Annotated in this window: 12 protein-coding genes; 2 read left to right on the top strand and 10 right to left on the bottom strand. The window is 49.7% G+C overall.

Annotated elements, in window-relative coordinates:
- Positions 1-5: 5 nt before the first annotated feature.
- From JT719_RS10720 to JT719_RS10745, 6 genes are all read right to left on the bottom strand, one after another.
- Positions 6-3,041 carry a SusC/RagA family TonB-linked outer membrane protein gene (locus JT719_RS10720; RefSeq protein WP_207433006.1) on the bottom strand — a complete coding sequence of 1,012 codons (3,036 nt, stop codon included), beginning with the start codon at positions 3,039-3,041 and terminating at the stop codon, positions 6-8.
- 586 nt (positions 3,042-3,627) lie between these two features.
- A complete protein-coding gene (locus JT719_RS10725) occupies positions 3,628-5,061 on the bottom strand; it encodes a RagB/SusD family nutrient uptake outer membrane protein (RefSeq protein WP_207433008.1) in 1,434 nt (477 codons plus the stop codon).
- 10 nt (positions 5,062-5,071) lie between these two features.
- Entirely contained in the window at positions 5,072-8,080 is a 3,009-nt protein-coding gene (locus JT719_RS10730; protein WP_207433010.1) for a SusC/RagA family TonB-linked outer membrane protein, read from the bottom strand.
- A 442-nt stretch (positions 8,081-8,522) separates the two neighbouring features.
- A complete protein-coding gene (locus JT719_RS10735) occupies positions 8,523-9,659 on the bottom strand; it encodes a DUF6588 family protein (protein ID WP_207433012.1) in 1,137 nt (378 codons plus the stop codon).
- 159 nt (positions 9,660-9,818) lie between these two features.
- The gene (locus JT719_RS10740; RefSeq protein ID WP_341350759.1) at positions 9,819-10,565 is read right to left on the bottom strand and encodes a sulfite exporter TauE/SafE family protein; all 747 of its coding nucleotides are present in this window, start codon (positions 10,563-10,565) and stop codon (positions 9,819-9,821) included.
- Between the two features lie 129 nt (positions 10,566-10,694).
- Entirely contained in the window at positions 10,695-13,268 is a 2,574-nt protein-coding gene (locus JT719_RS10745) for a lamin tail domain-containing protein (protein ID WP_207433016.1), read from the bottom strand.
- A gap of 177 nt (positions 13,269-13,445) precedes the next feature.
- Here JT719_RS10745 and JT719_RS10750 point away from each other — a divergent pair, with 177 nt between their 5' ends.
- A complete protein-coding gene (locus JT719_RS10750) occupies positions 13,446-14,435 on the top strand; it encodes an aspartate-semialdehyde dehydrogenase (RefSeq protein ID WP_207433023.1) in 990 nt (329 codons plus the stop codon).
- Between the two features lie 96 nt (positions 14,436-14,531).
- Here JT719_RS10750 and JT719_RS10755 read toward each other — a convergent pair whose 3' ends face one another.
- The 3 genes from JT719_RS10755 to JT719_RS10765 all read right to left on the bottom strand — a co-directional run bounded on the left by JT719_RS10755 (position 14,532) and on the right by JT719_RS10765 (position 22,193).
- The gene (locus JT719_RS10755; protein ID WP_207433024.1) at positions 14,532-14,879 is read right to left on the bottom strand and encodes a DUF6970 domain-containing protein; all 348 of its coding nucleotides are present in this window, start codon (positions 14,877-14,879) and stop codon (positions 14,532-14,534) included.
- Positions 14,880-15,156: 277 nt separating this feature from the next.
- Positions 15,157-20,649, bottom strand: coding sequence for a phosphodiester glycosidase family protein (locus tag JT719_RS10760; protein WP_207433030.1), 5,493 nt, complete (start codon positions 20,647-20,649; stop codon positions 15,157-15,159).
- 476 nt (positions 20,650-21,125) lie between these two features.
- Positions 21,126-22,193 (bottom strand): hypothetical protein, encoded by a 1,068-nt coding sequence (locus JT719_RS10765; protein WP_242693134.1) that lies wholly within the window; start codon positions 22,191-22,193, stop codon positions 21,126-21,128.
- Between the two features lie 293 nt (positions 22,194-22,486).
- Here JT719_RS10765 and JT719_RS10770 point away from each other — a divergent pair, with 293 nt between their 5' ends.
- Entirely contained in the window at positions 22,487-22,948 is a 462-nt protein-coding gene (locus JT719_RS10770; protein WP_207433031.1) for a response regulator, read from the top strand.
- A gap of 132 nt (positions 22,949-23,080) precedes the next feature.
- Here JT719_RS10770 and JT719_RS10775 read toward each other — a convergent pair whose 3' ends face one another.
- The gene (locus JT719_RS10775) at positions 23,081-26,014 is read right to left on the bottom strand and encodes a WD40/YVTN/BNR-like repeat-containing protein (RefSeq protein WP_207433032.1); all 2,934 of its coding nucleotides are present in this window, start codon (positions 26,012-26,014) and stop codon (positions 23,081-23,083) included.
- Positions 26,015-26,150: the final 136 nt, after the last annotated feature.

Raw genomic sequence — 26,150 nt, forward strand, 5'->3', positions numbered from 1 at the left:
AAATATTAGAATCCTAATTGAACACCAACGGTGACGTTTTTACCATTAGGGATGATCCCTAAAGCGGTAGAATAAAATTCCGGATCGTACCCAGGGAAATCTGTGTAGGTGTACAGGTTCGTACCTTGTACATACACTCTGCCGCTTGTTAAGAATCTAACTCTTGAGATCAGACTTTCAGATAGGTTATAGCCAATCTGAACGTTTTTCAATCTGATATAATCTGTTTTCAAATAGTTGCGAGAAGAGGCTGTAACGTGGTTGTTTCCTTGAGCCTCTGCACCATTCACATATGGTCTTGGCACATCAGTGATTTGGCCAGGAGTTGTCCATCTACGATCATAAAGCTCTTGCAAGCCGTTGAATGATCTGTTACCATTCTCCATCAAGAACGCATACTGCTGATCAAGTTCTTTTCTCCCGTATTGGTACTGGAATAAGAAAGTGAAGTCAAATCCTTTGTAAGAAAAGGTGTTTTCTACGCCACCTGTGTGCTTAGGACGAGTAGTACCAATGTTTCTTCTGTCTGTTGACGCATTCAAGGTATAAGTGATGTTACCATTACCATCGTACCACATTGGTCTACCTGTTGCAGGGTTTACACCGGCGTACTCATAAGACCAGATAGTTCCTATGTCTTCACCAACCCGGATACCAGGTCTGCCAGGCAGCACTTCGTTACCACCGTATAATCTGGTTACCTCATTATGAATATAGGTATAGTTGAAGTTTGTTCTCCACTGGAACCCTCCAAGGTCAAGGTTTACTGTGTTCAGTTCAACCTCCAAACCTCTCTGCTCCATAGCACCTACGTTTGTCCATACGCTGGTAAAACCAGTGGTAGACTGAAGTGGCTGCTCAAATAAAAGGTCATCATTCTCTTCAATGAAGGCACCCAAAGTACCAGTCACTCTGTTTTTCAGGAAGGCGAAGTCAATACCCATGTCCAACATGGTACGTACTTCCCACTTCAGGTCTTCATTAGCAAGGCCGGTTGGGGCAATACCTGGAGCACTGCGGTAAATACCAGCGGTTCCATAAAGCGGACGGGCCAAGAAGTTGTCAATACCATCACGACCGTTTTTCCCCCAGCTAGCTCTCAACTTTAAAGAGTTGATCCACTCGATATCTTTCAAGAAATTTTCCTCAGAGATGTTCCACGCCGCGGCAACACCTGGGAATACACCCCAACGGTTGTTGATACCAAAACGAGAAGAACCGTTATAAGAAACAACACCTCTTAGGGAGTATTTCCCATTGAACAAATAGTTGATAGAACCAAATACAGCATTTCTCTTATAGCCAGTGTAGCCTGAGCTTAAGCTTACCGGGTTAGCAGCTGCACTCAAAAGTCTGAACTCTGGAGAAGGGAAACCAGTACCGCTAGATGACATGTTTCTGCGCTGCTCGGTTCTCCACTCAAAACCAGCCTGGGCATCAACCTTGTGGATTTCATTAAAAGTTTTAGTGAAGTTCAACAACTGCACTGTCTGGAAGTTGGTGTTCCAGTCTGCAGCAGCAAACCCGTACCCTCTAACGTTGAAACCATCAGCAGTTCTTGGGTCATAATAGAAATCTGACTGGATGTTGCTGTAGTCTAAGCTATAAGATGAGCGGAAAGACAAGCCAGGAACAATCTTGTAGACAGCAGCAATTGAACCGATTACTGAATTCGTTCTTTGAGTACCGCCAGACCACTCGTTTACCGCCAATACGTTTTGGTTCAAGATACCGGCAAATACCTGGCCGCTTCCTGTTAAACCATAATACGTACCGTTTTCATTTCTGAATGGGTTACTTGGGAGGATTAAGCTACCTGCAAATGTTGGGCTACCAATAGTAGAACCACTTGTTACATAAGGAGCAGTCTGATGGAATGAGCTTAAGTTTAATCTGGTTTCAAAGCTCAATTTATCAGTAGCGCTGTGATCAAGGTTCAGGCGTAGAGTTCCTCTTCTAAAGTCAGCAGCAGTTACAATAGCCTCCACCTGGTTGTAACCTCCAGAAATGAAGAACGATGTTTTCTCGTTTCCTCCACTCGCTGAAACTTCATAGTTATTCACCTTCCCGCGTTGGAACAATTCGTTTTGCCAGTCATAAGTTGGCAATGCTGCTAATTGTGCATCAGTGGCAGTAGAAGGAAGCCCTACTTCGGTCAGTGTATTGGTTCTTGCAGATGCAGCAGAGCTCCCAGAGTTAACTCTTGCCTCGTACCTCATCTGGTAATAATCCTGTGTATTTAATACATCGTATTTTCTGAGCGCCTCAGAAAAACCAGTGTAGTAGTTGGCTGTAAATCTAGTTCTGCCAGCTTTACCTCTTTTAGTTGTAATGATTACTACACCATTTGCAGCCTGTGAACCATAGACCGCAGCTGTTGCAGCATCTTTGATAACTTCTATTGACTCAATATCATTTGTATTGATAGAAGCCAAAGGGTTAGATTCTGTATAAGATACCCGGCCACCCCCTGTGCTGATTTGCACACCATCTACAATGTAGAGCGGCTGAGTACTTGCGTTAACAGAACCAATACCACGGATCTGCACATTAATAGCACCTCCTGGCAAACCATTGTTTGCTTGTACAATTACACCAGCTGCTCTTCCTTGCAATGCTTTGTCCAAAGACGGAATAGGCTGGTTTTGGATGGATGCTCCGCTTACCTGAGCAATCGCACCTGTTACTTCGCGTTTTTCCTGAACACCATAACCGGTAACTACGATCTCTGAAATCTGGCGAGAATCAGAAACCAAGCGCACGTTTACAGTAGATTGGTTCCCAATGGCTACTTCCTGGTTTTGATAACCAATAAAAGAAAAGACAAGGGTTCCTCCAGCGTTAGGCACCCCAATTGTGTAAGAGCCGTTCACATCCGTTGGTGAAGCGGTTGTGCTCCCTTTGAGTTGGACAGTCACACCAGGCATTCCCTCTCCTGATGTGGCATCCGTCACTCGTCCTGTCACAGTTCGATTTTGCGCCCACGCCTGCCCCACAAGCGTCAGCAACAAAACGAAGCTGAATAGTAAAGTTTTCTTCATGTGTTTTTTGGTTTGTTTGTAGAGATATGATTTGTTTGATATTCTAATATATAGAATTTATCAACATTAACAAATCCTTAACATATCATTTTTAGAAACATTTTTTAGTTTCATAACTCTACGTACTAAGACAAACCAAAATATTTTCCCATTTTAATATTAAACGCAGAAAATTTTTATCACCAAAACAAAATACTCATTCTTTTTAAATATTTATTTTAAATATAAAAATATAGACCACAAACATTATTATTTCATGGTCCAAAGAAAGTTTGAAGTTAAATAAGACAAATTGGAGAAATGCATAATAGAGCAAGATATGAGGAAAGCAAAAGTCAACAAATACATAACCCACTAGTTAACATTAGCTTATATCATTGTTAAATAATTAGAGGTTGAAGACTGCAGTGAAAACAATTTGATTGTTAGTCCTTTTCTTTTGTTCCAAAAGGAAATAAGCTTTTCCTATAGAATATACTTTTATTGCACGCACTTGTACTTACCCATTCTACATGTCGTAGACAATAAAAAAAGCCCTCTACAATTTAGTAGAAGGCTTTTTCATTGTTAGTTAGCAAGCGGTTTATTAATAACCTGTGTTTTGCTCAATATTTGGGTTAGCATCACGCTCTCCTTGCGGAATTGGTTGAATTCTTTTTGGATTATCTACCTCAATCAATCTTGCAGTGGCAGGATGCTCGCTTGTGCGTTGGATTGGTCTATTCAAACGCATGAAGTCCCAGTATCTGTGGCCTTCAAAAGCAAGTTCTTTCCTTCTTTCTTTAAGGATATCTTCTATCAGTTGATCTCCAGCAGACACATAAGGAGCTCCGTTTCTGGTAGCAGCAAGTCCGTTCAACGTTAATAATGCGGCGGCCTCTTCTCCTGTTCTGGCTTGGGCTTCAGCCAAAATCAACACAACTTCTGCGTATCTGATAACTTTGATATCGTCTTTATCAGCAGCATTAGACGTGTTAGGGTACTTATTTACAACATAGGCTGGATCTACTGTACCTTTCTTTCCAACTACTATAAGCCCTTTACGGACATCACCAGTAGTATACGTGTTATAAAGGTCAGTAGTAGCTAGCATATCTCCATAACCGTTCAGGTCATATAGGTAAGCTAATGCATTGGTTCCATTGTTGTTTACACCATCCAACCCTATCTCAAACAAAGTTTCCACTTTATTAGTCCTTGCGGCTCCAGATGCCCAATAAGAAGCAAAATCAGCAGCAGGCACCAACTTATACCCTGAGTTGTTTACAACATCCAAAGCGGCGGCCTTTGCCTTCACAAAATCACCCATGTATTGATATGCTCTCGCTTGCAAGGCCTTGGCGGCATATTTCGTAAAGAAAGCTGAGCTTTTGCTTACGGTCATCAGGTTGTAAGCTTGATCTAAATCAGAAATGATTTGCGCGTAAACCTGCTGAACAGTACTTCTGGTTGGTTTGAAATTAGTGTAATACTCCGTTGGATTACTCGTGCTAAATTCAGCAACAATAGGAACACCAGGAGCATTTGGATCAACGGTGTAAGGCTTAGCGAAAAACTTAACCAGTTCAAAGTGGCACAAAGCCCTTACTGCTAATGCCTCGCCTTTCAATTGGTTGACCGTAGCTTGATCTGCCTGGGTAACAGATGGAAGCTCAGCAAAAATCACCGTATTAGCCCGCAAGATGGAGGTATACAGGGCACTCCACATATCACTCGGCTCGGCAGTAGCCACTGTTGTAGAAAAGTTGTTCTGGGTTAGATACCTTCCGGAGTTACTTGGCGCAATGTAAACATTGTCAGCCATTAAGTCGCCCATGATCGGAATGCTTCTACCAAAGGCACCAACAGCACGCAAGGAATTATACATACCATTAGCTGCTGCCTGCAAATCATTAGTAGTAACAATAGCCGAACCTACAGGCAAAGAAGTGTACGGCTCCTGATTCAGGAATTCATCACCACATCCGCTCAACAGTAAAGATGCTGAGAGAACAGACGTATATAAATACTTTTTAAACATTTCTATTTACTTAAAAATTAACGTTTAATCCAAAAGTCACTGATTTAGACATTGGAATATCTGCGTTGGCCGCACTATTCACCCCTGCTTCTGGATCCATAGGAAGATTTTCGTCAAATGTCTTTGTAAGAAGGTTCGTTCCCCTCACATACACGTTCACTTTAGACAAGCCCAGGCCAGAGATCCACTCTCTCTTCAGGTCGTACCCTAAAGACAGGTTTCTCAATCTGATGAAATCTCCTTTGTATAAGAATCTTGTAGAAAGAGAGCTAGAGTTATTAGCGGAGTTATAGACATACTTAGGCACATCAGTAACATCACCAGGCTTTTGCCATCTATCCAAGGCTTTTCTGTATTTGTTGTTCAATGGACTTGCACCATCCATCATGTAAAATTCCCAACTGTCTCTCACATAGTTACCGAAGTTGTACACGATCAAGGCATCTAAAGTGAAACCTGCAAAAGAGAAGGTATTGTTAAATCCACCAAAGAATTTTGGAGAACCGCTCTTATACGGCACACGCGCTGCCTGGCTGTAAGAAGTTGTTTTCTCTGTTTTTTCAGCATCTCTCCACCACTGAGGGTTACCAGTTGCCGGGTCTACTCCAGCCCATTGGCGAACGTAGTACGTACGGTAATCATATCCTTCTCTGATCAGGTAAGCTCCGTCAATGATATCAGCACCGTCTACCAGTTTGGTTACTTTGTTCTTATTGAAAGCGATGTTGAAGTTCGTGTTCCATTTGAAGGCACCATCAATAGGATATCCGCTAATGGTAACTTCAACACCTCTGTTCTTCATTTCCCCGATGTTCTGAAGAACTGAGCTAAAGCCGGTTGTTCTAGAGATTTGTCTGTTCAACAACATATCACTGGTTGTTCTTTCATAATAATCAACTGTGATATTCAATCTGTCCTGGAAGAAACCTAAGTCAATACCAGCATCGAATGGTTTGTTTTGCTCCCAAGTCAACTCAGTATTACCTAAGTTGTTAAAGGCTCCACCTGGGGTGCTGTTATAGTTTAAGCCATACCCGAAAGTTGGACGCCAAGTGTAGTTCCCGATATCTCCGTTACCATTCACTCCGTAAGAAGATCTAACCTTTAAGGTTGATAAGAATTCAAGGTTACTCATGAATTCTTCTTCGTGCACATTCCAGCTTGCACCTACAGACCAGAAGTTACCATACCGGTTGCTAGAACCAAATCTGGAAGAACCATCTCTCCGGAAGGTACCACTCAGCACATACTTACCTTCATAAGTTAAATTCAGGGCAGAGATAATTGAGTTGAAGGTATAATCACTTCCGCTACCACTAGCGGCTACAGGAGTTGCAGCAACAGCAGAAGAAGGCAGATCGTTAGTTAAAGGATAGCCAGTTGTGTTTGTAGTGATGTTGTACTGAGCAGACTTTTGCGCCTCGTAACCTAAAGTAGCGTCTCCGGTTAGTTTTTCAACACCTGGCACATTGAATCTGTAGTTCAATTGATTTGTTGTGATCCAGTTGAAGATACGGGTATAGTAGTTGTAACCACGTCCGGTAACGGTTCTACCATCTCCGTGGAATGGGTTCCAGAACATCTCCTCCTCCAAGCTAGTATAGTCAATACCTACTTTTGAGGTGAATTTCAGATTTTGAAGGATATTCCAGGTAGCTCCAATAGACCCAATAGCCTTTGCGTTTCTAAGCTCACGTTTATCATTCTCAACCAAATACAAAGGGTTGAAGTTACCAGTATAGCCTAAAGAACCAGCTCTGCTGATATTCAAAGTACCATCCTCATTATAAGGGTTTTGAGTAGGCAACAAAAAGCCCGCGGACCCAATTGGGTTAGCAAACCCACCTCCGTTTGCTGGAGTATGTTGGTTTACGTTGGACACATTCAGGGTATTGAAGAAGGAAAGCTTACTATTGATAGTATGATTCAAGTTCAACGTTCCAGACACTCTCTGCATGTCAGAGCCAATTACTGGCGCTTCTTGCTTGAAGTAACCTCCAGACACATAAAACTGTGTTTTGGCATCACCACCTGAAGCAGAAAGATTGTAGGTTTGTTGGTTACCTCTTCTTGTAACCAGATCATACCAATCAGTATCAACGCCTGAACCAGCACCAAGAGCAGCAATTCTAGTATCAATTTCAGCAGTTGTGAAACCTCCATTGTTAACCAAGCCTTCTCTGGTGAGTGTTAACCACTCGTCTGCGTTCAGCAATTGGCCTGCCTCTGGTAACTTAGCAATGTCTGTATAGCCATACTCAGCAGATGCATTGAATTTGGTTTGACCTGAACGGCCTTTCTTGGTAGTAATTAAAATTACCCCGTTAGCTCCTCTAGATCCGTAGATAGCAGTGGAAGCAGCATCTTTCAACACGCTTACACTTTCAATGTCATTAGGGTTGAGACCAGCTAATTGGTTTGAAGTGGGAGTCAATCTGGAAACGTCACCTGTATTCAAGATCACACCATCTACTACATAAAGTGGGTTAGAACCAGCGTTGATAGAACCAATACCTCTGATTCTGATTTGCTGGTTAGCACCTGGCTGGCCAGAGAAACCTACAGACTGCAAACCTGCTACCTGACCTTGTAAGATCTGATCTACGGAAGGTAATGGTCTGTCTGCAATTTTATCAGCAGATACAGTTGACACAGAACCAGTCATTTCATCCTTAGTCAGAGATTGGTAACCAGTTACAATTACTTCATTCAATGCACGGGCATCGGAAACCAAGCGAACGTTGATGGTTGACTGAGTTCCAATGGCAACTTCTTGGTTTGTATAACCAATAAAGGAAAAGACCAATGTTCCTCCACCATTTGGAACACTGATAGAGTAATTACCTTCTACATCAGTTGGCGCAGCAACAGTAGATCCTTTTAGCTGAACGGTAACACCAGGCATTCCTTCTCCAGTCGCTCCATCAGTTACTCGTCCTGTCACAGTTCGGCTCTGTGCCCACGCTTGTCCCACAAGCGCTAACAGCAAAACCAAACTGAAAAGTAAAGTTTTCTTCATTTGTTTTTGAGTTGTTTGTTAAGCTATGATTTGTTTTGATCGGCCAATTTACCGACTCTTTCAATAGTAACAAATCCTTAACATCAATTTTAAACTCAGTTTTAAAACCAGAATAGAACAATATCGTATAAGGCTTCTTCTTGAGGGAGATCCATGAAGGCAATATGATAAAAGAGACGGTTTATCCTTTGTATCTATTTATGAATTTTCTATAAACATCGCTTCATCCTTTGAAAATCCTCAAATAACAATCAGATAAATGTTCTTTAAAAATTCCAATAAATTTTACATGTTAAACACCTACCTTTTATCAGGATTTGAACAAGCTTCTTCTTTGTTATCAAACCACAAAACAAAGAAGGCCAATGATTAACATAATAATTTCAAACAAAAAGCCTCTGCCAGTTACCCGGCAGAGGCTTTTTGCATAAGTAAGTAGACCTTAGTTGAAACCCAGACCAATACCCGCTGTTGCGGTAGGATACTTAGCCAGGGTATACTCTCCATATAAGGAGAAGAAAGCCAGTTTCAGGCGGAGACCACCGGTAACGCCCCACTGGGTATCTTTCATGTTCAGCAGAACCGGATCCGTGATGTCTTCTACATACTTATTAAAAGGAGCAGTAGTTCGGTAAGCAATCACAGGGTATCTGCCTTCCACGTTTAGATCAGTCTCTACATTGCTGTAGCGGATACCGGCATATCCGGTGATCACACTAAAGGTCTTGGAGGCGACCAGACTGGCAGTCCAGGCTTTGGTATTAAGAGTGAGTGCCTGCCCAGCATAGTAAGAGGCTTCGCGCTGCTGAGCAGTCGCGTACGGACGATCCTCTTCGGACAAAGGCACGTCTATCCCGGCATAGGAACTCTTTAACTTGGTATATCCACCGAAGACAGTAATGTCAAACCCGGGAATCATGCTGATCACCGGAATCCACTGTTTGATGCCGTGCTTCACGCCCACGCCCCAAAGCTGACCTTCAAAGTCATCTTGTTTTACTTTAGGGGAATACCTGACAGCTATCTCCGTGTCTTTGATCAACCCCAAGCTCACCTGAGCCATTGGAACAGGCAGGAAACTATAGCCAGTCCCTTGAGGGGCGTTAATTGAGCCAACTTCCTCTTCAAACTCTATTACTTGGCCACCCACAGTTCTGCGGCCCTTGGCATAAAGGGTCAACTCCGGGCCTTCTTCATCCGCCCCAAAGATAGTAGGCGTAAGCACCGGGGTATTGGGATCAAATTTTCTGCCGTTTGCGTCTCTAACCGTGGTCAAGCCTAGTTTAGACAAGTCAAACGATTTGTCCTCGTCAGGGGCAAAAGCTGCAGTAGCAAACACGCGTACGTCAAAACGACCCAACTTCATGGCTTTGCCAGAGTTAAACCAACCACCGTTCAACCCGTGCCCAAACGCTTTGCTGGCAGGCTCTATGTAAGCTCTCACCAACTTATTCGCATCCTCCTTGCCAGACCTGATAAACTCCCCTACTTCGTCCTGGGCCTGGGCAGGTGTTGCCGCCAGAAAAAAGCCCAGCACTGGCATTGCCAGAAAAGAGATTCTACGTAGACATTTCTTCATTTCACACTTCTTTTAATTGGTTCAGTAGCTGTTTGTACAATACTTTTTAGAGTGCGAACTTCATTAAATAACAGCAACTTTCAAATAGGACAATCTTACAATACCTAATTTTTAGTAGCTGTTCTGAACCTGGTTTTCAGGAAACTGGCTTAAACGCCTTTACTGAAAAGTATCGTAGGCAAATTTGAGGATAATGCCGGTGACTACCACCAAAAACAGCTTCCGGACGAAACCAGAACCTTTGGCCAACGCTATGCGGGTGCCCACCATAGAACCCAAAACACTGCTGATCGCCATCGGGATGCCTATATGATATAAAATGTACCCTTTGTACCCGAAGTACAGCAGCGCCGAGAGGTTGGTAGCCACGTTCACCACTTTGGCCGAGGCTGAGGCGGTGAGAAAGTTGAACCCGAAGATGCCCACGAAGATGAACATGAGGAAAGAACCGGTGCCGGGCCCGAAGAACCCGTCATAGAACCCAATCACCAAACCCACTGCTACGCCGTACCAAACTTCTTTGGAATGCGCCAACCGCGGGGCATGGATGGAACCGAAATCTTTCCGGAAGAACGTGTACACCGCCACCGAAATCAGCAGCACCAGAATCAAGGGTCTGAGCAGCGAGGTATCAAAATGGCTCACCGCCCGGGCACCCAGAAAAGAAAACACGAACGCCGAAAACGCTGCCGGCAAAAGCGCCCGCCAATTGATTTCCACATTGCGGGCGTAGCGCCACATAGAAACCGAAGTACCCGCAATACTGGAGAGCTTACCGGTTCCAAACACCGCCGGCACGGGAATACCCGGCAAAAAAACAAACAGGGCAGGAAGCTGAATGAGTCCACCTCCGCCCACTACAGAATCAATCAAGCCTGACAGAAACGCAAACAGGCACAAAAACACAATTTCCAACTTCTTAGAATTAAGCCGACACCGCCGCTAATGAAACCGCAAAGATTCTGAAAATGTGTGGCCTAACCAAAGCGTTCTTGACTAGAGGTTTTGTTTTAAGGCTCCTTTTCTTGAAACAAGCTAAAAACGACCGCCCACCACCACCGTTTCCTTCAGCACCTCCCGCGTGCCCTGCAGGTTGAACAGATCCACCAGTACCACATAATACCCAATGGCGGCTTTGGAACCGGCATCGGTCAGTCCGTCCCACTGCAGCACGCTCTCCGCGCCCAGTAAAGTGTTGGCTGAGAGTTTCCGGATGTGCCTGCCCTTGGCATCAAAGATGGTCACGTTGGCCACAAAGCCCTGCTGGGGCAACCTGAACTGCAAAAGCAAGGCATCATCCACACCATCGCCGTCTGGGGTGATGATCCTGGGCTGCAAGGTAAGTTTACTGGCGGATGGTATAGTTTCCTGCGCCTGCGAATTCTCATAACCGGGCGTGGCTTTCACGTTGGTAGCCGCCGAATGGAAGTTGGCCGTGGTAGACGGCCCTGCCAACGTGATTCGCTCCAGGGAAACGCCCTCGGCATCTGAAATGAGTCTGAAGTGCTGACTGCTTTGATAACTCACCTCGTCCATGATGCTGTCGTTGGGTAAGAGCAACACCACCGTTCCCGCCTCGTCTGGGAAAGACGGCAAAGAAACCACCTCCATAAACTTCTCTGATTTCCCCTGCGGATATTCTCTGGGCAGAAGCGCTGCGTCTTCCGTGAGCACCAGGTACTCGCCGGGAGCTAATAAACGATGCTCGCTCGTGATCACTCGGGCGCTGGCTATCTCATTAGTAGTATTACGATTAGCTATCTTCCAACCCTGCAGATTCAGGTAGTTGGAAGACCGATTGACTACCTCCACAAAGTCTACTCCTCCCGGACTTGGGTTGAACAGAATCTCATTGATGACCACGTCTCCTTTCTTAGGAGCAGCGGGCAAGAGCACCGTTTGTTGTTGCCCTGCAGCTACATTCCCTGCACAATCCTTCACGCCGTGCACGGTGACGGTATACCGGTGGTTTTCCTGCAAAGGCGCGGCAAGGGTTAACTCCACTTCGGTTAAATCCGCGGCCAGAAGGCGCACCTGTTGCACGGTGATGCTAGAGGAAACCGTGTACCTGTTCACCTGCACGGCCTCAGCGCTGTCTACCGGCTCATCAAACTGCAGCACCACTTTTGTAGGCGAGAGCGCGAGAACCTGTTGCAGGACTGGCGCGGTTTGGTCTACCCGCTGCACTGAATTGGGCTGTCCCGGCGTGCCGCCTTTAGCGTTTTCTGAGGCCGTCCACTGCGAAGCTCCGGTACAATTGCTGTTCACATCTAGTAACTCCAAACTCCAGCCGCCCTCTCTTTTGTTGTTGTCCCGGTACCAGGAATTGCTGTAGCGCACCACATCGATTAATTGGTTTTCGGCATTTAACAGCTCCACGGCATCGCCGGAATCATTGAGCGATGGGAATGTGGAAAGGCCAAGCACCGGACCAAATGGCTGGAAAAGTGCGGTGTCAGTGGCGGCACAGACAATCAGATAGGCGCCGGGCTTTAATAGATAAGGAGGAAAAACACCCGCATTGGACGTAGCATCTGAATATTGCCACCCTTGCAGATTGAACGTTTTATCGCTGCGGTTGTAAAGCTCAATGTATTCGGCCTTGGGTAAATCCTGCAAGGGATTCAGGTCTGCGTAGATTTCGGTAATCCTCACGTCACCGGGCTGCGCCACCGGAGAGTAAGCGAACGTACTGGTCTGGTTTTGGGCTACATTGCCATCAGCATCAGCCAGTCTGAGTACTCGTATCTGGTTGTTTCCTGTCTCAAACTCCTGCTGGAACTGCAGTTTCACTACCTGCGGGTTTGTGGCACTCCACTCCAGGTTGTTTGGCGTGATGGCTCCGTTCAGCACAAAGTTAGCTGGGTTGGTAGCATCGGCTTCCAGAATTGGTTCAGAAAAGGTCAGCTCCAAGGTGCTTGGCCCGGTAGCTTTGGTGCTTACTAAACCTGGTGCTCCAATGTCTTTGATGGTGAAATCATCGAAATAGAATCGTTGGGCATTGGCCTGGGAATACCGGAAAAGTACGCCGGCATAAGCTGAGGCAGTGTAGCGGGAATCCTGCACCTCCCCTTGTACTGTGTAGTTCTGCCTGGTGCCAGACACATCCAGCTCCAGGGTCCAGTTGTGGGCGGAGGTGCGCGTTACCCGCACCCAGAACTTGTTGTCAGCGGCGGCAATGGTTTTGTCTGGCCCGTCAATGATCTTGGTGGACGCGCTGCCATTTTTCCGGAAGAGACTTACTTCGTCCTCCGTGCCGCCCATCCGCACGAAGTAGCCTTTGGAAGCGCCTTTCAGATCAGGTTCGTCAGAAATTAAATGCACTTCGGCGTAGTTACCGGAGGAGGTGGCAAAATTCAGTTGCACGTAGTACTCCCACTGCGCTCCAACTGCCAAAGCGCTGGCGGTTGCCAGATGCAACGTGGTGCCGGTCACGGCGGGTCCGCGGCTCTGCAGTTGTTGGGCGGCGTTTACCTGGAAAAAATCGGTATCGCCCGTCCAGACAGGGGCATGCGTGAAGTCTCCGTCCGAGAAAGTCTCATGAACTTGCGCCTGTAAAGCCTGAAAAACCGAGAAGAGTAGAAGAAAGACAAGAAAGAATTGCCTCATATTTAGCCTGTACTTTAATTATCGTGAAAAGTTGGCTTACTTTGCAGATAGTCTCGCCCGTTTTCTGCCTGATTCTCAGAAAACAAGTAAAAAACCGGCCCGACCACCGCTCCGGAGAAAGCAACCCCACCCGTTCTTCTTCGGGGCACCATACATACATCATTTATTAACCTTTACATGAAAGTAGCTGTAGTAGGCGCCACCGGCCTAGTGGGTGGCGAAATGCTGAAGGTCCTGGCGGAGCGTAACTTCCCAGTAGACGAATTGTTGTTAGTGGCCTCTGAAAAATCGGTGGGCCAGAAGATGAGCTTCCAAGGCAAGGAATATACCGTGATCGGGATGGAAGACGCCATTGCCCAGAAGCCGCAGATCGCCATTTTCTCGGCGGGCGGAGGCGTGAGCAAGGAGATGGCCCCTAAGTTTGCTGAGGCGGGCACTACCGTAGTAGACAACTCTTCTGCCTGGCGCATGGACCCTACCAAGAAACTGGTGGTCCCTGAAATCAATGCCTCTGAACTGACCCCTGAAGATAAAATCATCGCCAACCCCAACTGCTCGACCATCCAGATGGTGGTGGCTTTGAACAACCTGCACAAGGCGCTCAAGATCAAACGCATTGTGGTGAGCACCTATCAGTCGGTAACTGGCACTGGTAAGAAAGCCGTGGACCAGCTCATGAACGAACGTGCCGGCGTGGATGGCGAGAAAGCCTATGCCTACTCCATTGACCTGAACGTGATCCCGCACATCGATGTGTTCACCGAGAACGGGTACACCAAAGAGGAGATGAAGATGGTGAACGAGACCAAGAAAATCATGGGCGATGATACCATCAGGGTAACGGCTACCACCGTGCGTATTCCGGTGATTGGCGGGCACTCAGAGTCTGTGAACGTGGAATTTGAGAAAGACTTCTCCCTGGAGGATGTGTACCGTATCTTGAACGAGACGCCGGGTGTAGTGGTGGTTGACGACGTAGCCAACCTGAAATACCCTATGCCGAAGGACGCCCACGGCAAAGATGAGGTACTGGTAGGTCGTATCCGCCGCGACGAAACCCAGGACAGAACCCTGAACATGTGGATCGTGGCCGACAACCTGCGCAAAGGTGCCGCCACCAACGCCGTTCAAATCGCCGAGTACCTGGTAGAGAACAAACTGGTTTAGTTTAGTTTTAGCCAATTCAGCCCATAAACAGAAAGGCCACCTTTGCGGGTGGCCTTTTTACTTATATATGAATATGGCTTCGGGTGAAGCTCGGAGTCACTTACCGTTCGTCCAGATGGTTTTCAGGTTTTTCACTTCTTCAAAAAAGTTGGGGCAGGTTTCATCGCCGCCATAACAGAGCAGGTTCCCGTCACAATCGTACACCGAGTCAATGGAGTTGATGCCCGGCGCGCAGTTCCCCAGCACAAAAACAGTATTGCCGCGCAGCGTTCCGGTCTTCACAAACTGGCAGTACTCAGATTTCTGCAAGTCCAGCACCCGCGTACGCAACCAACCAATGTTCTGCACCGGGTTTTCCACTAAGCACGTCCGGTTCACCTGCTCTTCTTCGCAGGAAGTAAATGCCACAAGGCAGAGCAGACAAAAGGCGTACAGGGTTTTCATAAGGAATCAATCTGGGGGCTATACTTAGAAGATGCTCCATTAGGTCAAAAGGATGCTTAGGCCCCCATCTTTTTTTCTCCTGCCAGAAAATCCCTCCTTTAGCCTGGTAGCCTTACCCCCATACGAAAACCCGATGCTGTTGGCTTACCTGCGGAGAAACTTCTTGAGTTTTATTAATGCAAAAGAGGCTCCCAACAGAAGCCTCTTTTGTTTAGGTGCGTTTTGGGGGTACTTAGAGCAAAACAGCTCAAAAACGCTATTACAACTCAAATTGGCGCTACTCTTTCATGACGCGGTGCACGGTTCTACCATCCACGGTATTCACTACCACCAGATAAGTGCCGGGCTGCTGCCTGGAAAGATCAAGCGCCACCTTGTTATCAGTGAAATCACCCTTGGTCAGGAGCACTCGGCCAAACATATTCATCACCTGAATAGAAGCACCTTTCAGCACCGATTGCGGCAGTTCCACGTACACGGTGCCGGTTGTGGTGGGCACCGGATATACTTTCACCGATAGTGCGTCTTTGTCTTTTCTGGGCCCTATTTCTGATTTGAACTGCAAAGGAACCAGGTAATAACCGGTGGTATACGGCGGCGTGTCTTTATACTGCCGCACTACCCCTTCCAGTTTCAGCATGCCACTTGGGGCAGGCAGGTTGTAGACAGAGGAAGTACTGGGCACCAGCATATTGATGATACCGGCGGTAGACTCCAGCGTCACTTCGAAACCATGGTAGCCCACGCCGGTGGTCCACTGACTCTTATCTACCGGGAAGGCCTGGTGAATAGTCACCGGCACCGATTCCAGTTCCTCACCGATGGAAGTCACCGTGGCGCGGGTTGGCAGCGTGCTGTTGGCCTGCAGCAGGAACAGAGAATCTACCTCCACGCGCAGCAGTCCGTTGTAGTTGCGCAGCATGCCAATGGCGGCTACGCTGTCTTTCGGCTGCGGCGTGAAGGTTCTTGCCCCCTTCGTGGCCCGATAGAGTTGTACCGCCTTGCCGCCGCTCATCAACGACAGATCTAAATGGGCACTAGACAGGTTCGGGCTGGCCACTACGCCTCGCAGCAGCACATATTCTCCCACGTGGATTTCCTTACCAGCTGCGTCTTTCTCTCTGGCCTGGGCAATGGTGTACTCCCGCAGTTCACGAGGCTCGTCGCCGGTGTTTCCACCGCTTGGCAGTACGTAGCGGTACACATTTCCAACCGCAGAGGAGATAATGTAAGCCGTATCCAAGCCAGGACTCAAAGTGAGGCCACGCAGGTCAGTGCCGTGGATTTCAGGCAGCGGCAGGGTCCAGGAAAGTTTCTGGGCCGGATTGCTGTCATCGCGGAAGATAAGCTTGGCGGGCTGGTCACCGCTGGCGTCTACCACCGCGTACATGCGGTTATTGCTGGCCGCGAAGATGGATTTGGAGTTAGAGACAATCCGGATGGTTTCCTCCAGCTTCCAGGTAGTGCCGTTGGTGCTGGTGTATTTATCAATCTTGTTTCCCGAGATGTACGGTACGTACAGGGTATTTCCTTCCGGCGAAATAGCCGAAGCCCTGGCCACTGAACCAGACGTACGAGCCGATAACGCGGTCGCATCGGCTAGGGTCACCACGGTTTCAAACGCAGTGGAATCCGTTGCGCTTTGTTTGAAGATGTAGCTCTTGTTACCGGTTACCGAAGTCACGAAGATGTTTCCTTTGTCATCGGAGGTAGGGTTGGTCAGGGAAATATCGGTATCCACGCGGGCTAGCGGCTCTCCGGTGTTCACGTCCAGTTTGTACAGAATGGTATTGAACGCCACCAGAATGTTGCCGTCATGGGCCAGGCCAATACCGGTTACCAATCTCACTTCTTCTCTCAAGCCTTTGAAGTTGATGAAGTGCAAGTACGATTTGTTGCCCTGGTAGAACTCCAGTTTGTCACTGGTGAACTCCCACGGAGTACCGTCTGGGTTGTTCACCCGCACGCCTCGGCTATAGCCCACAGACCAGACTTTGCCTTTGCGGTCTACCGTTACGCCGTGACCGTTGGTGGTTGGGGCCGGAGCAAATGCCGCAATACAGTTCCCGTCTGGGTCTTTCACGCGGCAGTCATACACAAAGCCGGCAGCCGGAATCTCCACTGGACCGGTGATTGGCGCATCGCTCTTGGTCAGTTGCAGCGCCACGGGAGCACTTATACTCACGTTTTTCCCGTCTGAGGCAATCACGCGGTGGTAGAACGTCACGGCCTGGTTGGCCGGGGCATCGCCTAACAAGGCAAACCATTCTTCCTGCGGCACGCTGTACTCTGCGTTGAGGCCTACCGGTTGATGCAGCAGCAGTTGGTTGAACTGAGCATCTTTGGCCAATTGGTAGGTGTAGGTCACGGTGTTCCGTTCGGCATCTGCCTCAGCGTTCCATTTCACAGAGAAGAAGCCTTTGATATTCCGCACCGGATACACTGTATTGGCATCATGCGAGGTAATCACGGCCATCGCCGGAGCGGCGTTAGCAGGTTTGTAGAGTTGGGTACGCACCTCGCCCTCGGGCAGGGAATCGGTTTTGATGAGCACGTAGAACGCACCCATGCTCATGAGTTCTTTCACGGCATAATCTGCGGGCAGGCTGCCGGTGAAGGTGCCGTTGCGCCCATCTTTAGATTCTACCTTCAAGGCCAGCTTCATAGTACCTTCCTCGGGATACAGTCCCTGATACAGGGCTACCGCGGTTTTCTCCGGAAGGATTGCGCCTTTTAAGCCGCTGAACGAACCTACAAACCTGATATCGTTGCCTACTTCTACGGCTTCTACCGTGCCGGTGGCTTGCCCAACCGTGGCCTTGCGCTTGTTGTAAGAGGAAAGTGTTCCTGCGGCGGCTCCGCTGATGGGCACGTCGCGCCGGATCAGGTGGCCATTGGCGCCTACAATCACCTCTGGCAGACTCTTCTCATTGAACACCGGCATAGCGTCGGCATCGGGGTGTTTGATCTCAAAGGTAGTGTAGATGATGGTGTCCTGCTCCAGGAAAACATCCATCAAGGTTACAGTGTTAGGTGCCACGGCATCATACCCCAGGTACTTGCGCGGACCCGAACCGGCGGCTCCGGCGTTCATGAACTCCACACCTCCGTGCTTGCCCGGATAATACGCGTGGTGGTGACCGCTGATGTAGGTATGCACATCCAGTTCTTCCATCATGGCCTGCAAGGCGGCCGCGTTGTTCAGGATGTTGCCGGCAGAGTTGTACTCCTGCGCCACGCCATACAGCGGCAAGTGGCCCACCAGGAAGCGGAACTTAGCGGCTTTAGCAGCCGGACTGCTGAACTGCGCCCGCACCCACGCCAGCTGCTCATTACTGATGTTGGCACTGCTGGCTTCCCAGGACACAAAGAAAATGTCTGAGTCAGCCGTAGGTTTGTAGGAGAAGTAGAACGGATAATTGGTAGTGTCTACCGGGTGCCAGTTAGGAAAATTACCAGGCTTTCTCCAGTAGTTGAGGGCTTCCTGGCGGTCAACGGGCATACCAGCCGCCGCGTCATGGTTGCCCATGGTGAACGCGAACGGAATACCAGCTTCACGCAACGGTTTGGCTACTTTGTTGTCAAAGCCGTTCCACATGTTGGCCACCTGCGTGGCGTTCAAAGAGGCCGATTGCCCGGCAATCATATCTCCGCCGGCTACAACCATGTCGGGTTGCCACAGGCGCGGAATCCGTTGCATGATGCTGTCTACCTGCCACTCATAGGTCACCGACCCAAAGCCGGAGTTCAGATCACTGATCACAGCCAAGCGGAAATCGCCGCGGGCAGGCATCACTTTCACCTGGTAGGTACGGCTGGCGCTGGTGTTGCGCACATCGGTCACCTCAAACCGGAAGTTCACGTTGCTGTTGACTGCATCTTCCAATTTGTGGGTGAAGGTATAGTCTTGCTGCGGCTGGGCGTTCAGGGCGATGGTGCTGCCCAACTGCTGCTCAGAACCACCATCCACCGATTTAAACACCTTCAGCTCTTTCAGGTTGATGTCCTGCACGCGGGTCTCCAGGCTAAGATCCAAATTGAGCGGCTGCCCAAAAGCATGCCGACCAGATTCTTTACCGCCTTTGAATACCACCTGCGTGAGCGACACCACGCGGTATTCAAAGTTCTTTGACACAGTTCGGCCGAAGCTGTCTTCCAGCTCAAACCGGAAATGTACCGGCCCCAGCGGGTCAGAGGCTGCGTAGCTGAAGGAATAGGTATGACTAAAACTGCCGTTCAGCGGAATATCACCGCCCACCTGTTGCTCTGGATTATCGCCTACTTTCTTGAAAATACGCAGTTTCTGCACTGTAAACCCAGAGTTAGGGCTAGTGAGCAGTAGGTCAAAAGAGCTGGTGCGGTCTTGTACTACTTCCTCCAGCTCGGTTCCGTTAGAGAACGCAATGGCGGGCATGCTCTCCTCTACTTTCACCAGAGAAATGGCATCGGCGGAAACAAACTGTCCCGAGGCCTGGTTGCTGATGACCACGGAGTCATTGGGGCCCAGGTCAAACGTACCTAGCACGTTGAATTTGCTTCCATTCAAGGTTTGGTTCACGCGCACGGTGTCTGGCGCTGCTCCGCCGGTACGGTAAATGATGTAAGGCGTGTTGGTGCTTCTATTGCTGGCGGCTACCCACCAGGCACTCAGCTCATACCGGCCCGCCGATATGCCTTTCAATTTGTAAGAGGCGTAACTTGAACCGTCTCCAGTGGCTAAGACTCTGGCTTTGGAGGTGCCGTAGAAGCCAGTATTGGAAGACTCAGACCAGGCACCGCGTTCAGCGTAAAGAGCAGTGTTATCAGTGTCATAGACGTGCGTGCGGCGTTTCAGGATCAAGGCCGTGGGTACGGCCCGCTGCAAACCGGCATCGGAGGGGCGGATGGTGTTCTTTCCCTTAATGGTGAGGGCCGAGGAACCGCCGCCGTCCAGGTTCATGGCTTCCTGGGCACCAATACTCACCAGCACATCGGCCATTTGAGGCAGGGTGAGTCCGGCACTGATCCCGTCGTTGCGGCCTTCCACCACCATCAGGATAACTTTGTTGTCAGCGGTGCGGCCAATGGCAGAGCGGGGTTCGCGGTTATCGCCGCTGGCCCACATGAGCTCTTCGTCTTTGGTCATCCGTTTTACGCCATTGTGCACCAGCACCGGTCCGGCACCAATGGCTGTAGAAGCCGGCCACAGGGCAGCTCCTTCTGGGTAAGTTGCGGTGGGCTGCTTGGTGAGTTGGTCTACCGGATTAGGGTTGGGGTATTGGTACATGGTGTTGGCAGCGCCCACGTGGTAAATCCAGGCAATGTCTGCGATGTTGCCGGGCAGCACGCCAAAAGCACTACGGGTAGGGTAACTGCCACCGGTAGACTTAGCATTGATGGCCAGAACATTGCCCTCCTGCACCGCGGTACCTAAGGCTTCATACGTGGTGGTATTGAAAAAACCTCCGTTGATGACGGCATACACCGGTTCTTTCTCCAGGGCAGCCCAGGCATCGGGGGTTTTGGCCGAACTGACCCCAGTACCACCGCCATAAACCGCTTTGAATTCCATGTTAGGATCGTTCAGGTCTATTAGGGCGTAATACATCCTGAGTGGGGTTACTCCGGGAGCGGCGGGAGTCTCAGAGTAGAATACTTTGATGGAAGGGGGAAGCCCGGCGTTGAGGTGAGCGGGCTGGGTCCAGGTATACTGTGCGAAGAGCGGCTGTACCCACAGGAGCAGCCACGCCAGAAGCACCACCCGGATGGGGAGGAGTACGTTTTTCTTCATGGACGATTAGGTTAAGTTATAGGGGGTAAAGTTGAAACTCGGGTATTACCTGTTAGTCAACAGGCTTTTATCAAAGCATTAACTTCTCTAACTAACCAGCTCATCTACCTGGCTTCTGCGCGGCTTTCTCTCTTTTCTTTCTCTTCTTCTTTCTTTTCTTGGCTAAGAACTGATAAAGGAAATGTAGAAGTAATTGCGTTAAACAGCAATCATTTTTTAATATTTCTCACAAAGTGTAAATACCTTACTAAATATTAACCCTGTTTTCTGCCTCTCCACTCTTACTAGCTGATAAACTGCTCTTTGCTCCATCTACCTGCACAAAAAAAAGAGGTGCCTTATTCAGACACCTCTTCTGCAAACTGCTACAGCTTTCTGTAAAAAGAACTGGCTTTCTGCCGCCTTTCTGTTTTCACCTAGTTTATCCAAAAAAGGGCCTAAAACAGAAGATCAGCAGTTTTAGTTAAGCAAAGGAATTACTGATATTGAATGTACATCGGCTTAGGCGAGAGGGCCAATACCTCTTTTGGCGTGTACAGCTTAGAGCCTTTCTTTTTGGTATCGTTGTAGTAGAAGATCTTAAAGCCTGTGTACTGCACTGGTTCCCGCTTGATGTAGGTGTTATAGGTGCTTTTCTTCAGGACGCGGTCGCCCCAGCCATCCATGTGCATCACAAATTGCACGTTGGGCCGCAGCTTGATGTTTTTGTAGTTGGTGACCATGCGCTGGGTAAAACGGTGCACCACCAGAATCTTTGGCGGCAGGTTATACTTCACGGCGATATCGTTCAGGAACTGGGTCGCATAGTTGATTTCACTCGCATCCAGGGTACCTATTTTGCGGCCCGGAATGGCTCCGTTCTTCATCGCGAACTCGGGGTCAATGCCTAAATGCACCTGAGGCAGTTTCAGCCATTGCTCTAAACGTGGTAATTCAGCTTCCACGGTGCTGCGACCAATCTGAATGTCAAGGAACACAATGGCGTTTCTTCTGGCGGCCCAGGCAATTACGGTATCGGCTACGTGGTCGCTCATGCGCAGGCGATACATGCCGCCTTTGCCGGGAGAACCCTGCGCGGTCACAAAGATCAAATGCAGGGCCGGTTGCACCGGCGTAGAGGGATCTGCGGCCTGCCAGGCTTTCACTTCCCCGTCCAGGCGGTTCAGCATTTTCTCGGGGGCAATCTCGCCCAGAATGCCCATGCGTTTTGAGAGCGGATTTCCGTAATACGCCACAATTCGTTTATGGGGCAGAATAGCGCCGGGCTTGCTGGCGGCCTCGTCTTTCACCACAAACTCAGGTTCCCTGGCAGCAGAGTCTGCGGTAGCGGTGGAATCCTTGCCAGGTTTGGCGGCAACTGCCTTGGTAGAATCTGATCTGGTTTTGGAAGAGTCTGAAATATGGGCGGTAGAAGGAGCCGCGGCGGCCTTTGCTCCATTGTTTTCTGCCTGCTGGCCCTCAGAACTGCAGGCGCTCAGGAAAGCAATTCCCAGGACAAAAAGGAGCCGAAGACCCAGGTGGCCTTTCATTAGTTTTGAATTCATGTAACTGTAAGTGGGTTAATCAAATGGGCAGTTTCCCGCTATATCGTCTGGAAGATACTCTTTTTAGGTTGCTTCGCCATAGGAAAGGTCCGCTTTAAGGGAATCTTCTTCCTGAAACACGCACCGCAGCACCCTTCGGTTACAAAATCTCTTTCTCTTATTTGCAAGAAAATTTCAAGTCGATCAGACCGGTTTTTTTGGCTAAAATTGCGCTTCTGCCCTGCTTAAATCTTAGTTCTTACGCTATTCTTTTGCGTATACTGTAACTTTACCGGAAACTAAGCTCTCCACCCATGGAAAGAATCAACCGTGTATTGTTGATAGACGACGACGAGATTACTAATTATATGAACCAGCGCGTACTCAATAAAGCCGAGATTGCGCAAAAAATTGACGTGGTAACCGATGGCCAAGCGGCCCTCACCTACTTAAACAGCCCCGAGCACCTGCAAGCCGATTTACCCCTGGATTTGATACTGGTAGACATCAAGATGTCTGGCATGGACGGCTTTGACTTTCTGGAGCGTTACCAGCACCTGCCACATACGCAAAAAGCCAGGAAACTATTTGCTTTGTCTTCATCGGCCAGTTTTTATGACCTGCACCGGTTGAAGGAGTTCCCGGACGTAAACGGGCATTTGTCTAAGCCGCTCACCCAAGCCGATGCTCTGGCCTTGATCAAGGAGCATTTCTTCGGGTCAGAGGATTCGGCCAGCGGCGTGGCTTCCCTTCCCGGGCAGGATGATCTGGGTTAAACTACCTGCCACGGTTCGGCTTACCGAAGCATTCTTTTAACCAAACAAAAGCCCCGGCTCCGTTTCAGGCCCGTTTTCTGTAAAACAGGCCTGAAACGGAGCCGGAGCTTTCTACTTCCAGCGCAACCCAGATTATTCCCTGCCGCGGCGCTCCGGCGCTTTCAAGGTGAATTCCTGAACGGTTTTGTTTCCGTTGGTTTCCACCTCCACCACGTACTTGCCGGGGCGCAGGTACAGCTGCTGGTTGGCGGCTGGCGTTACCTTTACGGGATTACCGGCTTTGCGGCCTTCGTTCAGAGCCTGCTCATAGGCGCCGGTATTCAGGGGATCCAGGGTAAGGTCATAGGCTACGTAGTTTAACCCTCGCTCGCTTTGGTCTTTCAGCTCTTTCAGCACCTGACCTTTCTCGGTTTTAACCCGCACGGTGGTGGTTCCGGCGGCATTCACGTAATAGGGCACGGTCAACGTAGGCGTGTAGGGCTCGCTCCAAGCCCCGAATTTCTGCCCCCACCGCTCTGAGTAGGGCGGCACGTTCAGCGCAAAGGCATGCACTGCTTTTTTCTGCACCTCGGGCGTTAGCTGTTGCAAATGGGCCACGTTGCCAATGTAGATAGAACGCCCGTGCGTAGCCACCACCAGATCATTCTCGCGCGGATGAATGGCCAGATCATGGACTGCTACCGAGGGCAGCACATCACCGCCCAAAGCCTGAAAAGTCTGGCCTTTGTCCAGAGACACGTACAAGCCATTGTCTGAGCCTACGTACACAATGTTGGGGTTCTTAGGATCTTCCTTCACTACGTTTAGCGGCTCTTTTGGCAAATCTGTGCCTAAACGCTTCCAGGTTTTGCCGTAGTCCTGCGACACGTACAGGTAAGGCGTGAAATCATCCCAGCGGTAGCCGTTGAGCGTGGCATAGACGGTTCCTTCGTTCTGCGCCGAGGCCGCCAACCCACTGATCCACATGTCCTGTGGCAGTTTGTCTGAGATCTTGGTCCAGGTGTAACCTCCATCGCGGCTAACGTGGATGAGCCCATCGTCTGAGCCGGTGTACAGCAAGCCAAACCGTTTAGGCGATTCCTCAATGGTGGTGAGGGTTCCGTATCCCACATCGCCTTTGCGACCGCCTTTGGTGAGATCCCCGGACAGGGCTTCCATGTTCTCGCCTTTGTTCAAGGAGCGGTGGAATCTGTTGGACCCGAAATACAGCACATCCTGGTTGTGGCGCGACAGCAGAATGGGGCTTTCCCAGTTGAAGCGTAGCGGCCGTTCGCCCAGTTGGTGTTTGGGTTGGATGGAAAGCCTTTGGCCGGTGGCTTTGTTCAGGCGGTAATACGCACCGTACTGCGAGCCGGTGTACACGGTGTTGTTGTCTCTAAAGTCAACCTGCACCATCATGCCATCACCGCCGCCCAGACGCTGGTACGGGTAGCGGCCGTTGTCGGTCCAGGCGGAGCTGGCCTGGTAGGTGCTGGGGCCGCCCCACACGCCGTTGTCCTGCAAGCCACCGTACACGTTGTAAGGCTGCGCCATGTCTACCGTTACGGAATAGAACTGCCCCACGGCCGGCGAGTTGGCCTTGAACCAGGATTTCCCGTCATCAAAGGTGACGTTCACGCCCCCATCGTTGCCGCTTACTAGATGGCCGGGGCGGGCGGGGCTCACCCAAAGGTCCTGATGGTCTGAGTGCACGTTATCACCGCCAATCTCCCGCCAGGTTTTACCCGCATCTTCTGATTTCAGCAACGGCACGCCCAGCACGTACACATGGTCTGGGTTCAACGGCGACACGCGGATAACCCCAAAATAATAGCCGTAGGTGTAGTACAGGTCATCAATGTAACCTTCGTGGGTTTTCTTCCAGGACTGGCCGCCATCGTCTGAGCGGTACACCTGCGCTCCGGTCACGGGGGTTTCCACCATAAGCGAGTTGGCATCTACCAGGAAGTCTGACAAAGCCACCGGCCTGATTCTCTCCGAGGCCACCATTTCCTTCACGGCTCTGGCGGTGTATTGGCGCGGGAAGTTATTCTCTTCCAGGAACGTGTTGAGGGTGGCATCATCCAGCTTCAGGAAATCTTCTTTGGAGAAATCTCTGAACTGCTCTTTGCGCAGCCGGTTGCCGGTAGCTACCGCGGGTTTCACATCCGGGCGCAGGTCCTGGTTGTCAACGCTGGCGTAGAGGATGTTGGGGTTCTTGGGGTAGATGCTCAGGCCAATCCGCCCGATGCCTTCAGTGGCCGGGAAGCCGCTATTGCCGCCGGTGACCCGTTGCCAGGTCTCGCCGCCATTGGTGCTTTTGAAGATGCCCGAAGTGCCGCCGCTTTCCACGAAATTCCAGGCACGGCGCTCACGGTGCCACATGCTGGCATACAAAGTATTGTGATTAGACGGGTCAATGACCAGGTCTATGGCTCCGGTGTTATCGTTCCCGCCTTTCAGGACGTGCTTCCAGGTGTTGCCCCCATCAGAGGTCTTATACACACCACGCTCGGGGTTAGGAGAATATAAGTGCCCCAGCACCGCCACCCAAGCCGTGTTGGGGTCTGAAGGGTTCAGGATAATGCGCCCAATGTGGTGCGACTCCGGCAAGCCTTTGTACTGCCAGGTTTTGCCGCCATCGGTGCTTTTGTAGATGCCCACGCCCGAGTAAGAGGAACGGCTGGAGTTGGCCTCGCCGGTGCCCACCCAAATGGTGTTGCTTTTCCAATCCACGGCAATGTCCCCGATGGTGATGACTGTCTCATTGCTGAAAAGCGGCTCAAAGGAGATGCCGTTATCGGTGGTGTGCCACAATCCGCCTGAGGCATAGGCCACGTAGAAATTGGTGGGATCATCGGGGTTCACGTCCAGGTCTACCACGCGCCCGCTCATCACGGTTGGTCCCACATTGCGGAAAGGCAAATTACTGGCAAGGGAGTTTTTCTGGAGCTGTAGCCGCTGCTGGTACCCTTCCAGCCGCGCTTTGGCCGGCGTGAAAGGAGGCTGCTTTTCTTTTTTCTGGGCCATGGCCGGCAGACTCAAAAGCCCCGCCAGCACCAGCGGGTAAAAGGGTTTGGGGATCATAGAAGGCAAGAGATGAAGTAGTTTGGTTAGATTGTGCCAGAGCTTTTCAGCCCTGCCTTGAAAATAGAGGAAATCTAGCAGTTCTGGAAATAATGGCTCAGAAACAGCAATCCGGTCTTAGCCAGGTTTTGCTGCC

The organism is Sabulibacter ruber, from assembly GCF_017355955.1.
Taxonomy (GTDB): Bacteria; Bacteroidota; Bacteroidia; order Cytophagales; family Hymenobacteraceae; genus Nibribacter; species Nibribacter ruber_A.

Bases quoted from the DNA above. Each gene is read 5' to 3' on its own strand.
- JT719_RS10720 (WP_207433006.1), bottom strand. From the start codon at position 3,041: ATGAAGAAAACTTTACTATTCAGCTTCGTTTTGTTGCTGACGCTTGTG.
- JT719_RS10725 (WP_207433008.1), bottom strand. From the start codon at position 5,061: ATGTTTAAAAAGTATTTATATACGTCTGTTCTCTCAGCATCTTTACTG.
- JT719_RS10730 (WP_207433010.1), bottom strand. From the start codon at position 8,080: ATGAAGAAAACTTTACTTTTCAGTTTGGTTTTGCTGTTAGCGCTTGTG.
- JT719_RS10735 (WP_207433012.1), bottom strand. From the start codon at position 9,659: ATGAAGAAATGTCTACGTAGAATCTCTTTTCTGGCAATGCCAGTGCTG.
- JT719_RS10745 (WP_207433016.1), bottom strand. From the start codon at position 13,268: ATGAGGCAATTCTTTCTTGTCTTTCTTCTACTCTTCTCGGTTTTTCAG.
- JT719_RS10750 (WP_207433023.1), top strand. From the start codon at position 13,446: ATGAAAGTAGCTGTAGTAGGCGCCACCGGCCTAGTGGGTGGCGAAATG.
- JT719_RS10755 (WP_207433024.1), bottom strand. From the start codon at position 14,879: ATGAAAACCCTGTACGCCTTTTGTCTGCTCTGCCTTGTGGCATTTACT.
- JT719_RS10760 (WP_207433030.1), bottom strand. From the start codon at position 20,649: ATGAAGAAAAACGTACTCCTCCCCATCCGGGTGGTGCTTCTGGCGTGG.
- JT719_RS10765 (WP_242693134.1), bottom strand. From the start codon at position 22,193: ATGAATTCAAAACTAATGAAAGGCCACCTGGGTCTTCGGCTCCTTTTT.
- JT719_RS10770 (WP_207433031.1), top strand. From the start codon at position 22,487: ATGGAAAGAATCAACCGTGTATTGTTGATAGACGACGACGAGATTACT.
- JT719_RS10775 (WP_207433032.1), bottom strand. From the start codon at position 26,014: ATGATCCCCAAACCCTTTTACCCGCTGGTGCTGGCGGGGCTTTTGAGT.